The 14,615-nt window shown below is 63.4% G+C and carries 10 protein-coding genes; 9 read left to right on the plus strand and 1 reads right to left on the minus strand.

Features of this window, described 5'->3' with window-relative positions; translation table 11 throughout:
- Nucleotides 1-14: 14 nt before the first annotated feature.
- Entirely contained in the window at nucleotides 15-752 is a 738-nt protein-coding gene (locus HMI57_RS00085; RefSeq protein WP_171583890.1) for a glycosyltransferase family 2 protein, read from the plus strand.
- Between the two features lie 22 nt (nucleotides 753-774).
- Here the strand turns inward: HMI57_RS00085 and idi are convergent, their stop codons facing one another.
- Complete coding sequence (gene idi / locus HMI57_RS00090; RefSeq protein ID WP_171583891.1) at nucleotides 775-1,323, minus strand: isopentenyl-diphosphate Delta-isomerase; 549 nt, start codon at nucleotides 1,321-1,323, stop codon at nucleotides 775-777.
- Nucleotides 1,324-1,388: 65 nt separating this feature from the next.
- Between idi and HMI57_RS00095 the strand changes: the two genes are divergently transcribed.
- The 8 genes from HMI57_RS00095 (at nucleotide 1,389) to HMI57_RS00130 (ending at nucleotide 14,502) form a co-directional block, all read left to right on the plus strand.
- Nucleotides 1,389-2,453: a polyprenyl synthetase family protein gene (locus HMI57_RS00095; protein ID WP_171583892.1), complete on the plus strand. Its 1,065-nt coding sequence runs from the start codon at nucleotides 1,389-1,391 to the stop codon at nucleotides 2,451-2,453.
- Nucleotides 2,454-2,458: 5 nt separating this feature from the next.
- The gene (locus HMI57_RS00100; RefSeq protein WP_171583893.1) at nucleotides 2,459-3,352 is read left to right on the plus strand and encodes a phytoene/squalene synthase family protein; all 894 of its coding nucleotides are present in this window, start codon (nucleotides 2,459-2,461) and stop codon (nucleotides 3,350-3,352) included.
- Between the two features lie 19 nt (nucleotides 3,353-3,371).
- Complete coding sequence (gene crtI / locus HMI57_RS00105; protein ID WP_171584297.1) at nucleotides 3,372-5,030, plus strand: phytoene desaturase family protein; 1,659 nt, start codon at nucleotides 3,372-3,374, stop codon at nucleotides 5,028-5,030.
- Entirely contained in the window at nucleotides 5,027-5,359 is a 333-nt protein-coding gene (locus HMI57_RS00110) for a lycopene cyclase domain-containing protein (RefSeq protein ID WP_171583894.1), read from the plus strand. Before crtI ends, HMI57_RS00110 begins: the two co-directional genes overlap by 4 nt.
- Nucleotides 5,356-5,733 carry a lycopene cyclase domain-containing protein gene (locus HMI57_RS00115; RefSeq protein WP_171583895.1) on the plus strand — a complete coding sequence of 126 codons (378 nt, stop codon included), beginning with the start codon at nucleotides 5,356-5,358 and terminating at the stop codon, nucleotides 5,731-5,733. Before HMI57_RS00110 ends, HMI57_RS00115 begins: the two co-directional genes overlap by 4 nt.
- Complete coding sequence (locus tag HMI57_RS00120; protein ID WP_171583896.1) at nucleotides 5,730-6,620, plus strand: prenyltransferase; 891 nt, start codon at nucleotides 5,730-5,732, stop codon at nucleotides 6,618-6,620. Before HMI57_RS00115 ends, HMI57_RS00120 begins: the two co-directional genes overlap by 4 nt.
- Before the next feature lie 272 nt (nucleotides 6,621-6,892).
- A complete protein-coding gene (rpoB, locus tag HMI57_RS00125; RefSeq protein WP_171583897.1) occupies nucleotides 6,893-10,402 on the plus strand; it encodes a DNA-directed RNA polymerase subunit beta in 3,510 nt (1,169 codons plus the stop codon).
- A gap of 209 nt (nucleotides 10,403-10,611) precedes the next feature.
- Nucleotides 10,612-14,502: a DNA-directed RNA polymerase subunit beta' gene (locus HMI57_RS00130; RefSeq protein ID WP_171583898.1), complete on the plus strand. Its 3,891-nt coding sequence runs from the start codon at nucleotides 10,612-10,614 to the stop codon at nucleotides 14,500-14,502.
- Nucleotides 14,503-14,615 lie beyond the last annotated feature (113 nt).

The following is a 14,615-nucleotide window of genomic DNA, read 5'->3' on the forward strand; positions in this document are numbered from 1 at the left end:
CTAGTATCAATGGCATGCCCCCAACGCTTTCAGTGGTCATCCCGTGCCGCAACGACGGTGACCTTCTGGCCCTGTGTCTGCGGGCTCTCGATGCCCAGACCCGGCAGCCGCTGGAGGTGATCGTGGTCGACAATGGTTCAACCGACTCGACAGTCGCGATCGCCAAGGCCCACGGGGCACGGGTAGTCACCGAACCTGTGATCGGAATCGGAGCGGCCGCAGCAGCTGGCTACAATGCGGCGCAGGGCACCATCATTGTCCGGTGCGATGCAGACTCGATGCCGTCAGCTGACTGGCTGGAGAAGATCGCCACCCGCTTCGCCGACGACGCCGGGCTCGCCGCCCTCACCGGACCAGGACAGTTCTACGACGTCTCCCGATGGCGGGCCGCTGCCGCAGACCTGCTGTACATGCGGGCCTACCTGGTCCTGATGGGGGCCGCCATGGCGCACTGGCCGCTGTTCGGTTCCAATATGGCACTCCGCTCCGAGGTGTGGGAAGCGGTGCGTGCCCGCGTGCATTCGGCCGACCCCGAGGTACACGACGACGTCGACCTCGCGTTTGCGCTGGCTCCGGGGCATCGGACGGCGTGCGACTTCTCGCTGCGTGTCGGGATTTCACCCCGGGCGCTCATCGGGGGAGCCGACCTGCGACGCCGCTTCGTGCGTGCCTTCCGCACGATCGCGCTGCACTGGACGGTCTCACCGCCGTGGGAGCGCTGGGCGAAGCGTTTCCGCCCGGCGGCCAGGTAGTGGGACGACCGATCCGGCGGGACTACCCTGCAGGGTAGAGCTGCGGAAGCTGAAGCGTCAGCCAGGGGCTGAAGGCCCAGGGAGTGAGACGGACCGCTTCCACGAGCTGGTGGGGGTCAACCCACTCCCACTGGCTGACCTCCGAGTCCCGCGGGGACAGGGGGCTTACGACGCGCGCGGTGTACACCGGGCAGATCTCGTTCTCGACAACGCCCGAGAAGTCCACCGCCCGGTACCTGAAATCCGGCAGCGCCAGGGAGAGGTCAGTCACGGAGATCCCCAGCTCGTAGTCCGCCCGCCGCGCAATCGCGTCGACGGTGGACTCGCCCGGCCCGGGGTGCCCACAGAACGAGTTGGTCCAGACCCCCGGCCAGGTGCGCTTGGACAGCGCCCGGCGGGTCACGAGGATCCTGCCGTCGTCGTCGAACACGTGGGTGGAGAAGGCCAAATGCAGCGGCGTCGACGTGTGGTGCACCTCCGCCTTGTCCTGGGTCCCGGTGGGAGTGCCGGATTCGTCAACGAGCACCACCAGTTCAGCACCGGATCCGGAACTGCCGTCTGTTACAAGCACTGTTTGACCGCTTTCTGACCAAAGTCGTTTAGCTAATGAATGCGGGGTCAGTGTTTACTTTACCTATGGACATGGAAACCTTGCTGGTCGACTCCCGTGGCTTGGAGCAGGTGGAAAGTGTCCTCGCAAATAGTTTCGCTCGCTCGAAGGCCCGTGCCGCGACCCTCGGTCCCACGTACCACCACTTGTGGGAAACACTCGAGAACTGTGCAGCTGGCGGGAAGCGCTTCCGCCCGCGCATGGTGATGACCGCCTACGACTGCCTGTCCGGAACCGACCGGGCCACCGCAGCACTGGTGGCGGCGTCCTTCGAGATGCTCCACACAGCACTGATCGTCCACGACGATGTGATCGACAGGGATTTTGTCCGGCGGGGGATCCCCAACGTTTCGGGTACCTATCGCCTGCTGGCTGAGGATGCAGGCCTCGCGCCCGACGACGCCGCGCACCGCGGACTGTCGATGGGGCTGATCGCCGGCGACCTGGCGCTGTCCAGTGCGCACCGTTTGCTCGACGGCGTCCGCACGGACCCCGCTACCCGGGAACGGCTCGGCGAGCTCCTCGATGACGCAGTGTTTGCCTCGGCGGCGGGGGAGCTGCTCGACGTCGACGCCTCAACCTCCGAGACGGCTACGTCCGAGGAAACCCTCCAGATGGCGCGGCTCAAAACGGCCGTCTACTCCTTTGAAAGCCCGCTCAAGGCTGGCGCCGTGCTGGCGGGCGCCGATGAGGCGGTCATCGACTCACTCGGCGACTTCGGCAGGGACGTGGGGATCGCCTACCAGCTGGCCGACGATATTCTCGGCGTGTTTGGCGACGAGAAGACCACCGGGAAAACCACCTGGGGCGACCTGCGGGAAGGCAAACGGACCGCCCTGATCTCCTACGTTGCCCAGCGGGACGAATGGGAGCAGATTTCCTCGCTGGTCGGATCGCCGGAGCTCTCGGCCGCCGGGGCAGAAAAGATCCGTGGAGTCCTGCGGTCCAGCGGGGCACTGGATCACGTGGTGTCCCTGGCCGGCGACTATGCACAGCGGGCGCAGGACCACCTGGGTGCCTCCCACGTCCCGGCCGAACTGCGTGACGGGCTGGCCCCGGTTGCCACGGCCGTCCTGGCGAGGGTGCGGTAACCCCCATGCAGCCACGCGACGCTCTTGCGTTCTACACTTCCGTCACGCACCGCACCTCGGCGGTGGTAATCAAGTCCTACTCCACTTCGTTTGGTCTGGCCTCCAGACTGCTGGGCGGCGACGTCCGCCAGCACGTCGAGACGGTCTATGCACTGGTCCGGGTCGCCGACGAGGTGGTGGACGGCGCTGCCGCCGCCGCCGGGCTCAGCCCCGACCAGACGCGTGAGTTGCTCGACGGTCTGGAGAGTGAGACCGAGCGGGCCATGGCCGCAGGGTACAGCGCCAACCCGGTGGTCCACGCCTTTGCCAACACCGCACGGGAAACCGGTATCACCGCCGAGCTGACCCGTCCCTTCTTCGCCTCGATGCGTGCCGACCTGGACCGCACCGAGCACACCCAGGAGTCCTTCGACGAGTACGTCTACGGCTCAGCCGAGGTGGTAGGACTCATGTGCTTGAAATGCTTCCTGTATCGGGAAGTGCCCCAGCCAACCGCCGCCCAGGAACAAAAGTTCGTTGATGGAGCCCGCCGGCTGGGCGCTGCCTTCCAGAAGATCAACTTCCTGCGCGACCTTGCCGACGATTTCGAGTCCCTGGGACGCAGCTACTTCCCTGGCATCAGGCCCGGAAACTTCGGTGAAGCGGACAAGAACCGGCTCCTCGACGACATCGCCGCTGACCTTTCCGTGTCCGCCGCGGCCCTTCGGGACCTGCCGGGGTCCAGCCGTCGCGCCGTCGCCCTGGCCCAGGGGCTGTTCGCCGAGCTCTCCGCTCGACTCCGCAACACTCCTGCCGAGGAACTCCTCTCGACGCGGGTCCGGGTGCCGAACCCGGTGAAACTCCGGATCGCCGCCCGGGCGCTGGCGGGCAGTGTCCCGCAGCCTGATGAAACACTCTGATGACCACCGGAAGGCTGCCATGAACTCCCACGCACCCCTGAACAGCCAAGTGAACGGCCCACGCCGGAAGGTAGTAGTCATCGGCGGCGGGATTGCTGGCCTCGCATCGGCGGCACTGCTCGCCGAGGAGGGCCATGACGTCACAGTGCTGGAGAAGCAGGCAGCCACGGGCGGGCGTGCAGGCCTGTGGGAGCGCGACGGGTTCAGGTTCGACACCGGCCCGTCCTGGTACCTGATGCCCGAGGTGATTGACCACTTCTTCAAACTGCTCGGCACCAGCGCCTCAGCGGAGCTGGACCTGGTCAAGCTTGATCCGGGGTACCGGGTGTACTCCGAGGGGTACAGCCAGCCCATCAACGTTCCTGCTGAGCGGGCCGACGTCGTCAAGCTGTTCAATGACATCGAACCGGGCGCGGGGGAGGCACTGGAGAAGTATCTGGATTCGGCTGGCGAGACCTACACCATGGCCACCCGGCGTTTCCTCTACACCACCTTCCAGTCATTCCTGCCGCTGCTCCGCCCCGATGTGCTCAGCCGGGTCCCCAAGCTGGTCCGCCTGCTGCTGCAGCCGCTGTCCAGGCTCGCCGCCGCCACGGTGACTGATAACCGGTTGCGCCAGATCCTCGGATACCCGGCGGTCTTCCTGGGCACCTCCCCGTTCGAAGCGCCCAGCATGTACCACCTGATGAGCCACCTGGACCTCGACGACGGGGTCCTGTACCCGATGGGTGGGTTCACCCGGCTGACCGAAGCCATCGACTCACAGGCCCGGAATCGAAACGTCGAGATCATCACCGGGGCCCGGGTAGAGCAAATCCTCACCCTGCCCGGTGACGGACGGTCCCAGAAGGCGCGGGTGACCGGCGTCCGTTGGGTCGCGGCCGACGGCACCGTGCACACCACTGCCGCGGACACGGTGATCGCAGCCAACGACCTGCACCATGCGGAAACACAGCTCCTGCAACCCGCCGACCAGACCTACCCGGAGAAGTATTGGTCGCGGCGGACGGCTGGGCCCAGTGCCCTCTTGATGTATCTGGGCGTCAGAGGCGGACTGCCTGAACTGGAACACCACACCCTCCTGTTCACTGCTGACTGGGAGGACAATTTTTCCCGGATCTTCGGCAAGACCACTTCGGTGCCGACCCCCGCATCGCTGTACGTATGCCGGCCAAGTGCCACCGATCCCGGTGTGGCCCCAGAGGGGCACGAGAACGTCTTCGTGCTGGTGCCGCTGCCTGCTGACCCCGGACTGGGAGCCGGCGGGATCGACGGCGCGGGGGACAGCAGCATCGAAAGCCTCGCCGACACAGTGATCGACCAGATCAGCAAGTGGGCGGATATCCCCGATCTCGCCGACCGCATTGTGGTCCGGCGCACCTACGGGCCGCAGGACTTCGTGGGGGACTTCAACGCCTGGCAGGGCACCTCGCTTGGCCCAGCACACGTTCTCAAGCAGAGCGCATTCTTCAGGGGCCGCAACAAGAGCCGCAAGGTCGAGGGACTCTACTACGCGGGCAGCTCCACCATTCCGGGCATCGGCATCCCCATGTGCCTGATCAGCGCCGAACTGCTGATCAAGCGGCTGCGTTCAGACACCAGCACCGGCCCGCTGGCTGAACCACTGGTTGCCCCGGTGCTTGGATCAGGGGCCGCCGATCGCAAGGCCCGGCAATGATCTCAGCGCTTTACCTGATCTCCCTGCTGGGCGGACTGGCCTGCGCGGCCCTGATGGACTACCGGTACGGGTTGTTTTTCTGGGCAGCGCCGCGCCGGGCGGCCCTGGTCCTCGCGCTGGGGGTGGCGTTCTTCCTGGCCTGGGACCTCGGCGGCATTGGGTCGGACATTTTCTACAAGGGGGATTCCGAGTTGATGATCGGCGTTATGCTCGCCCCCGAGCTTCCGCTGGAGGAGCTGTTCTTCCTGGCCTTCCTCTGCTGGATGGCCATGAACCTGTACCTGCTGATGAAACGGATCGTCGACTCGCGAACGCAGGTGGCTCAGTGACCTACTGGACACTCAACGCCATCTTCCTGGTCCCCGTCACGGTCGTCGCCATCGTGGCGGAGGTGGGCTCCCGCCGTCGTGCCCGTTCCGCTGTCGCCGGGGCTGGACCCGGCGCGGGTGCAGCCACCCTGTCATGGTGGGCGGTAACCCTGTCTGCTGTCATTCTGCTCCTCCTTACAGCCGTCTTCGACAACCTGATGATCCGGCTGGGGTTCTTCGGCTACAACCCCGACTGGATTTCCGGCGTGTTTGTGGGAGTCGCACCCCTCGAGGACTTTGCCTACCCCCTCGCGGCGGTGGTGCTTCTGCCCGCGCTGTGGACCCTCTTCACGCCATCGGCCACTTCGGCCCCGGCTGAACGGAGCCACCCATGAGCGCCCACGCCGGGACCAGCCTGTCCGGCACCATGAAAATGCTGCTGGTCTCCTCCCGCCCCGTCTCCTGGGTGAACACGGCGTTCCCCTTTGCAGCCGCCTACTTCCTCACGACCGGGTCCATCGACCTGGCCTTCGTGCTGGGGACGCTGTACTTTCTGATCCCTTACAACCTGGCCATGTACGGCATCAATGACGTCTTCGACTACGAGTCGGATCTCCGGAACCCCCGCAAGGGTGGGGTGGAGGGTGCTGTCCTGGACCGCCGCTTCCATCGCGTCACGCTGTGGGCTGCTGTGGTGACGAATGTCCCGTTCCTGGTGGCACTGCTGCTGCTCGGCAACCCGCTGTCTGCGCTGGTGCTCGCGGTGAGCGTGTTCGCGGTGATCGCGTACAGCGCTCCGGGACTCCGGTTCAAGGAGCGCCCCTTCCTCGATTCGGTCACGTCCAGTACCCACTTCGTAAGCCCTGCCGTGTTCGGGCTGGTGCTTGCTGGCGCCACCTTCGACGTCGGCCTCTGGGCGGTGCTGGGAGCGTTCTTCCTCTGGGGAGTCGCCAGCCAGGCGTTCGGCGCGGTGCAGGACATCCAGGCCGACCGAGAAGGCGGCATCGCCTCGATTGCCACGGTCCTCGGGGCACGCGCCGTAGTACGCTTCGCCGCCGTCGCCTATCTGCTGAGCGGACTGCTCATGCTGCTAGTGCCCTGGCCGGCAACGCTGGGTGGGCTGCTGGCCCTGCCCTACATCCTGAGCATCCTGCCGTTCGCGAATCTCAGCGACGAGGACTGCGAAACCGCCAACCGGGGATGGCGGCGTTTCATCAGGCTAAACTTCCTCACCGGGTTCCTGGTGACCATGCTCCTGATCTGGGTGACCCAGGCAGGTTGACCGGGATGGGTTGACCCGGATCACGTATACCACACCCGGGCTGGACAGGATGGGCGCTCTGCAGTACAGTAGATATTTGCGTCTTTCCTCTTAACCTCGGCCTTCATATAGCGGTGGGCTTTGTCTTGCGTTACTCATTTAACGGCAGATTCACTGTCCGGTATGACCGCAGGCAATTGGTTCGCACACACAATCCCCGCGTTGATACGCGGCGGCAGTGCAAAGAGGGCGGATATAGCTGAACAAGCCGAAGGTCTGTGGAAGGATCCCTCTTGGTCGCCTCGAGCACCTCTAATAATGCAACCGCTACCAGCCAGGTCGACGCCGACGGCGTCGCCCCCCGGCTTTCATTCGCAAAGATTCACGAACCGCTGGATGTTCCTAACCTCCTCGCGCTCCAAACTGACAGTTTCGACTGGTTGGTTGGAAACGACCGCTGGAAGGCGCGCGTGCAGGAAGCTCTGGAACAGAAACTCCAGGGTGTGGCCTCCACATCCGGTCTCGCTGACATCTTTGAAGAGATCTCCCCCATCGAGGACTTCCAGGGCACCATGTCCCTGAGCTTCTCGGAGCCGGAGTTCGCCGATCCGAAGTACACCATGGCCGAGTGCAAGGACCGCGACGCTACGTACGCGGCCCCGCTGTACGTCAAGGCCGAGTTCATGAACAACAACACTGGCGAAATCAAGCAGCAGACAGTGTTCATGGGCGACTTCCCGTTGATGACGGAGAAGGGCACGTTTGTGATCAACGGCACCGAGCGTGTCGTCGTTTCACAGCTGGTCCGTTCGCCGGGCGCCTACTTCGAGCGCACCGCCGACAAGACCAGTGACAAGGACATCTTCAGTGCGAAGATCATCCCGTCACGTGGCGCCTGGTTCGAACTCGAAATCGACAAGCGTGATCAGGTCGGCGTCCGCCTTGACCGCAAGCGCAAGCAGTCAGTCACTGTGCTCCTGAAGGCACTGGGTTGGACCGAGGGCCAGATCCTCGAGACCTTCGGCGAGTACGACTCCATCCGCGCCACCATGGAGAAGGACACCACCGAAACGCAGGAAGACGCGTTGCTGGACATCTACCGGAAGCTTCGCCCGGGAGAGCCACCCACGGTCGAGGCCGCCAAGACGCTCCTCGACAACCTGTACTTCAACCCCAAGCGCTACGACCTGGCCAAGGTTGGTCGTTACAAGATCAACCGCAAGCTCGGCATCGACAAGAGCCTTGACGACAAGGACGCCTCGGTCCTGAACATCGACGACATCGTCGCGATGATCAAGTTCCTGGTAGCCCTGCACGCCAATGAGAAGACCCTCACCGGCAAGCGCGACGGCGGCGACGTCGAACTGCGCGTCGAGGTCGACGACATTGACCACTTCGGCAACCGTCGTATCCGTGCGGTCGGCGAGCTCATCGAGAACCAGGTCCGCACCGGCCTGTCCCGGATGGAGCGCGTTGTCCGTGAGCGGATGACCACCCAGGACGTTGAGGCCATCACGCCCCAGACCCTGATCAACATCCGTCCGGTCGTCGCTGCGATCAAGGAGTTCTTCGGAACGTCCCAGCTGTCGCAGTTCATGGACCAGAACAACCCACTGGCCGGTCTGACGCACAAGCGTCGCCTGTCAGCGCTGGGCCCGGGCGGTTTGTCCCGTGACCGTGCAGGCATGGAAGTTCGAGACGTTCACCCGTCCCACTACGGACGTATGTGCCCCATTGAAACCCCTGAAGGCCCGAACATTGGTCTGATCGGTTCGCTGGCATCCTACGGACGCATCAACACCTTCGGCTTCATCGAAACCCCCTACCGCAAGGTAGTTGGCGGCATCGTGACCGAGCAGATCGACTACCTCACCGCCGACGACGAGGTGGAGCGCCTGATTGCTCAGGCAAACGCCCCGCTCGACGACAAGGGCAACTTCATCGAACCTACGGTTCTGGTGCGTACCCGCGGTGGTTCAGGCGAGCCTGTGCTGGTCGAGGCCATCGAGGTCGAGTACATGGACGTTTCCCCGCGCCAGATGGTGTCGGTGGCCACGGCCATGATCCCGTTCCTGGAACACGATGACGCGAACCGTGCCCTCATGGGTGCGAACATGCAGCGTCAGGCCGTCCCGCTGCTCCGCTCCGAGCGTCCCCTGGTGGGCACCGGTATGGAGAAAAACGCGGCAGTCGACGCCGGCGACGCAGTCACCGCTGTCAAGGCTGGCGTGGTCAAGGAAGTTTCAGCCGACATGGTGAGCATCCTGAACGACGACGGCACCGAGACGAACTACCCGATCATGAAGTTCGCCCGTTCCAACCAGGGCAACGCCTACAACCAGCGCGTGCTGGTTGCCGACGGTGACCGCGTTGAATACAACACGATCATCGCCGACGGTCCTTCAACCGACCAGGGCGAGCTCGCGTTGGGCAAGAACATGCTCGTCGCGTTCATGTCCTGGGAAGGTCACAACTTCGAGGACGCGATCATCCTCTCCCAGCGCATCGTCTCCGACGATGTCCTGACCTCGATCCACATCGAGGAGCACGAGGTTGACGCCCGCGACACCAAGCTTGGTGCCGAGGAAATCACCCGCGACATCCCGAACGTCTCCGAAGAGGTCCTGGGGGCCCTGGACGAGCGCGGCATCATCCACATCGGTGCCGAGGTTGAAGCAGGCGACATCCTGGTTGGCCGTGTCACACCCAAGGGTGAGACCGAACTGACCCCGGAGGAACGCCTGTTGCGGGCCATCTTCGGTGAGAAGAGCCGCGAAGTCCGCGACACTTCCCTGAAGGTTCCCCACGGCGAGTCCGGTACGGTCATCGGCGTGCGCATCTTTGATCGCGACAACGACGACGAACTGCCCCCCGGCGTGAACCAGCTGGTCCGCGTCTACGTGGCACAGAAGCGCAAGATCACCGACGGTGACAAGCTGGCCGGTCGTCACGGTAACAAGGGCGTCATCTCCAAGATCCTTCCGATCGAGGACATGCCGTTCATGGAAGACGGCACCCCCGTCGACATCGTGCTCAACCCGCTGGGCGTGCCAGGCCGCATGAACGTGGGCCAGGTCCTGGAAATCCACCTCGGTTGGGTGGCCAAGCAGGGCTGGAAGATTGATGGCGAGCCGGAATGGTTGAAGAACCTCCCGAACCTGCCCCGCGAAAGCGGTTCGACCACCGTTGCGACCCCCGTCTTCGACGGCGCAACCGAGGACGAAATCGTCGGTCTGATGAACTCCACCCGGGAAACCCGCGACGGAAAGCGCCTCATCGGCGGTTCCGGCAAGGCGTTGCTCTTTGACGGCCGCTCCGGCGAACCGTTCCCGGACCCCATTTCGGTCGGCTACATGTACATCCTGAAGCTGCACCACCTGGTGGACGACAAGATCCACGCACGCTCGACCGGACCGTACTCCATGATTACCCAGCAGCCGCTGGGTGGTAAGGCACAGTTCGGCGGACAGCGCTTCGGTGAAATGGAAGTCTGGGCCCTCGAGGCCTACGGCGCCGCCTACACGCTGCAGGAACTTCTGACGATCAAGTCGGATGATATCCACGGCCGCGTGAAGGTCTACGAAGCGATCGTGAAGGGCGAGAACATCCCAGAACCGGGTGTCCCCGAATCCTTCAAGGTGCTGATCAAGGAAATGCAGTCGCTGTGCCTGAACGTGGAAGTACTCTCCACCGACGGAACCACGATAGAGATGCGTGACTCGGATGAAGAAGTCTTCCGGGCCGCGGAGGAACTGGGTATCGACCTGTCACGGGCCGAGCCAAGTTCTGTCGAAGAGGTTTAGTTCACCCGCACCGGTGTTCGAAAAGCGGCCAACGAAATTTCGTCGGCCGCGGACGGCCTAGAAATATTAAAGGCCGCTCCTTCGAACACCGGTCCGGATGGCGCCGGTGGTCGCCAGGTCTGCGAAGACCGGTGACCCCGTGAACGCCTCCTCCCCGCCCCTTATGAAGACTTCAAGAATTTAGAGAACAAAGAGAGAACAGGGACCATATGTCCAGCGAATCCTCCTTCGGCCTCATGCGAATCGGCCTAGCCACTGCGGACGAAATCCGTGGTTGGTCTTTTGGCGAGGTCAAGAAGCCGGAAACCATCAATTACCGTACCCTCAAGCCTGAGAAGGACGGTCTCTTCTGCGAGAAGATCTTTGGACCTTCCCGCGACTGGGAATGCTACTGCGGCAAGTACAAGCGTGTCCGTTTCAAGGGCATCATCTGTGAGCGTTGTGGTGTAGAAGTTACCCGCGCCAAGGTACGCCGTGAGCGCATGGGCCACATCGAACTGGCTGCACCCGTCACCCACATCTGGTACTTCAAGGGCGTTCCCTCGCGCTTGGGTTACCTGCTGGACCTGGCACCGAAGGACCTCGAGAAGGTCATCTACTTCGCTGCCTACATGATCACCGCCGTCGACGAGGAAAACCGTCACGCCGAACTGCCGAACCTCCAGGCCGAGCACGACCTTGAGAAGAAGCAGATGATCGACCAGCGCGACTCCGACATCGCCACCATTGCCAAGGACCTTGAGGATGAGGTTGCACGGCTGGAAGGTGAAGGCGCTAAGGCTGCCGAGAAGAAGAAGGCACGCGACTCCGCCGACCGTCAGATGGCGAACGTGCGCAAGCGTGCCGACATCGAGATCGAGCGTTTCGAACAGGTCTGGGACCGGTTCAAGAGCCTCAAGGTTGCTGACCTTGAAGGCGACGAGGGCCTGTACCGCGAACTGCGCGACCGCTACGGACTGTACTTCGAAGGCTCCATGGGCGCCGAAGCGATCAAGAAGCGTCTTGAGAACTTCGACATGCCAGCCGAGGCCGAGATGCTCCGCGACATCATCCAGAACGGCAAGGGCCAGCGCAAGACGCGTGCCCTGAAGCGCCTGAAGGTTGTCAACGCGTTCCTCACCACCACCAACAGCCCTCTGGGCATGGTGCTCGACGCCGTTCCAGTGATCCCGCCGGAACTGCGCCCCATGGTTCAGCTGGACGGTGGCCGCTTCGCGACCTCCGACCTCAACGACCTGTACCGCCGTGTGATCAACCGCAACAACCGCCTGAAGCGCCTGCTCGATCTCGGTGCCCCCGAGATCATCGTGAACAACGAAAAGCGCATGCTCCAGGAAGCTGTTGACTCCCTGTTCGACAACGGTCGTCGTGGCCGTCCCGTCACCGGGCCGGGCAACCGTCCGTTGAAGTCGCTCTCTGACATGCTCAAGGGCAAGCAGGGTCGTTTCCGCCAGAACCTTCTGGGTAAGCGCGTTGACTACTCGGGACGCTCGGTAATCGTCGTCGGCCCTCAGCTGAAGCTGCACCAGTGTGGTCTGCCCAAGCAGATGGCCCTGGAGCTCTTCAAGCCGTTCGTGATGAAGCGCCTGGTTGACCTCAACCACGCACAGAACATCAAGAGCGCCAAGCGGATGGTCGAGCGTTACCGCCCGCAGGTCTGGGACGTTCTCGAAGAGATCATCACCGAGCACCCAGTGCTGCTCAACCGCGCACCTACCCTTCACCGTTTGGGTATCCAGGCGTTCGAACCGCAGCTGGTTGAAGGTAAAGCCCTTCAGCTGCACCCACTGGTTTGTGGTGCGTTCAACGCTGACTTCGACGGCGACCAGATGGCAGTTCACCTGCCGCTGAGCCCAGAGGCCCAGGCCGAGGCGCGCATCCTGATGCTCTCCTCGAACAACATCCTGAAGCCTTCGGACGGCCGTCCGGTGACCCTGCCTTCGCAGGATATGATCATCGGCCTGCACCACCTCACCACCAAGCGTGAGGGCTCAGCAGGGGAGGGCCGCGTGTTCAGCACCCCGGCCGAAGCCATCATGGCCTTCGACATGGGTGTCCTGCACCTGAACTCGGTAGTCCGGATCCGTATCCCACACTTCGTGCCCAGCGCTGATGTCGCTGCGCCTGAAGGCTGGGAAGAAGGAACGCCAGCGCTGATCGAAACCTCCCTCGGGCAGGTCCTGTTCAACGACACGCTGCCAGCCGACTACCCGTGGGTTGAGAAGGTTGCCGACAAGGGACAGCTGTCCACCATCGTCAACGATCTCGCCGAGCGGTACCCGAAGGTAGTTACGGCGGCAACGCTGGACAACCTGAAGGATGCCGGTTTCTACTGGGCAACCCGCTCCGGTGTGACAGTGGCGATCTCCGACATCTCCGCCCCGATCAACAAGGCCGGAATCATGGAGGTCTACGAAAAGCAGGCCGCCAAGGTTCAGTCCCAGTTCGACAAGGGCCTCATCGCTGATGAGGAACGCCGTCAGGAACTGATCGACATCTGGAACAAGGCCACCAACGAGGTAGCCGAGTCCATGCGCGGCGCGATGCCGAAGGACAACACCATCAACCGTATGGTGTCCTCCGGTGCACGTGGTAACTGGCTCCAGGTCCGTCAGATCGCGGGTATCCGTGGTCTGGTGGCTAACCCCAAGGGTGAGATCATCCCCCGGCCGATCAAGTCCTCGTACCGTGAGGGCCTGTCGGTGCTGGAGTACTTCATCGCAACCCACGGTGCCCGTAAGGGTCTGGCTGACACCGCACTGCGTACCGCCAACTCGGGTTACCTGACCCGTCGTCTGGTGGACGTGTCGCAGGACGTCATCGTTCGCGAAGACGACTGTGGCACCGAGCGTGGACTGAACGTCACCATTGCGGTGCCGAACAGCGATGGCGAGCTGGTCCTGCACGAAGAGGTCGAGAACTCCGCCTACGCCCGTACCCTGGCCAGCGAAGTCGTTGACTCCAAGGGCAAGGTGCTCGCACCAGCAGGTTCCGACGTCGGCGACGTCCTGATTGGCGAGCTGTTTGCCGCAGGCGTGACCGACATCAAGGTGCGCTCCGTGCTCACGTGCGAGTCAAGCGTGGGCACCTGTGCCCTCTGCTACGGCCGCTCGCTGGCCACCGGCAAGACCGTCGACATCGGTGAGGCCGTTGGCATCATCGCTGCACAGTCGATCGGTGAGCCAGGCACGCAGCTGACCATGCGTACGTTCCACACCGGCGGTATCGCGTCGGCAGAGGACATCACCCAGGGTCTGCCTCGTATCCAGGAGCTCTTTGAAGCGCGTACCCCCAAGGGTGTCGCTCCGATCTCCGAGGTTGCCGGTCGTGTCAACATCGAGGACGGCGAGAAGCAGCTTCGGCTGGTTGTCACCCCCGACGATGGTTCCGAAGAGATCGCCTACCCTGTCCTGCGGCGTGCACGCCTGCTGGTCACGGACGGCGAGCACGTTGAGGTTGGACAGCAGCTGGTCTTCGGCGCTGTCGATCCGAAGCAGATCCTCCGGATCCTCGGCCCCCGCAAGGCCCAGGAATTCCTGGTCGATGAGGTACAGACCGTGTACCGCAGCCAGGGTGTGGGTATCCACGACAAGCACGTCGAGGTTATCGTCCGCCAGATGCTTCGCCGCGTCACGGTGATCGAGTCCGGCGAGTCGAACCTCCTTCCCGGAGAGCTGGCGGAACGCCGCCGCTTCGAGGACGAGAACCGCCGCGTGGTGTCCGAGGGCAAGAAGCCGGCTTCAGGCCGTCCCGAGCTCATGGGTATCACCAAGGCGTCGCTCGCCACCGAGTCGTGGCTGTCCGCCGCATCGTTCCAGGAGACCACGCGTGTTCTCACGCAGGCCGCCATGGAAGGAAAGAGCGATCCTCTGCTGGGTCTGAAGGAAAACGTGATCATCGGCAAGCTGATCCCGGCCGGTACCGGTCTGGATCGCTACACGAAGATCACTGTGGAGCCGACTGAGGAAGCGAAGGCCAACCTGTTCACCGGTCCTAGCGCGTTCAGCGACTTCGACTACGCAGGTGTCGAGGGCTCGATGACTCCCGAGTTCCACGCCATCCCTCTGGATGACTACGACATGGGTTCCGAGTTCCGCTAAACGGAACTGTTCCTGGTCGGCCCCGCACACCTTCGGGTGTGCGGGGCCGACCGCGTTAACCGACTGCTTCGGCAGGGTCTGGCGACCGCAGAGGGAGTGGGGGGCAGGCGGGT

This window comes from Arthrobacter sp. 260 (assembly GCF_013116745.1).
In the GTDB taxonomy this organism is placed as follows: Bacteria; Actinomycetota; Actinomycetes; order Actinomycetales; family Micrococcaceae; genus Arthrobacter_D.

Coding starts and splice junctions, on each gene's coding strand:
- HMI57_RS00085 (WP_171583890.1), top strand. CDS start 15: ATGCCCCCAACGCTTTCAGTGGTCATCCCGTGCCGCAACGACGGTGAC.
- HMI57_RS00095 (WP_171583892.1), top strand. CDS start 1,389: ATGGACATGGAAACCTTGCTGGTCGACTCCCGTGGCTTGGAGCAGGTG.
- HMI57_RS00100 (WP_171583893.1), top strand. CDS start 2,459: ATGCAGCCACGCGACGCTCTTGCGTTCTACACTTCCGTCACGCACCGC.
- crtI (WP_171584297.1), top strand. CDS start 3,372: ATGAACTCCCACGCACCCCTGAACAGCCAAGTGAACGGCCCACGCCGG.
- HMI57_RS00110 (WP_171583894.1), top strand. CDS start 5,027: ATGATCTCAGCGCTTTACCTGATCTCCCTGCTGGGCGGACTGGCCTGC.
- HMI57_RS00120 (WP_171583896.1), top strand. CDS start 5,730: ATGAGCGCCCACGCCGGGACCAGCCTGTCCGGCACCATGAAAATGCTG.
- HMI57_RS00130 (WP_171583898.1), top strand. CDS start 10,612: ATGTCCAGCGAATCCTCCTTCGGCCTCATGCGAATCGGCCTAGCCACT.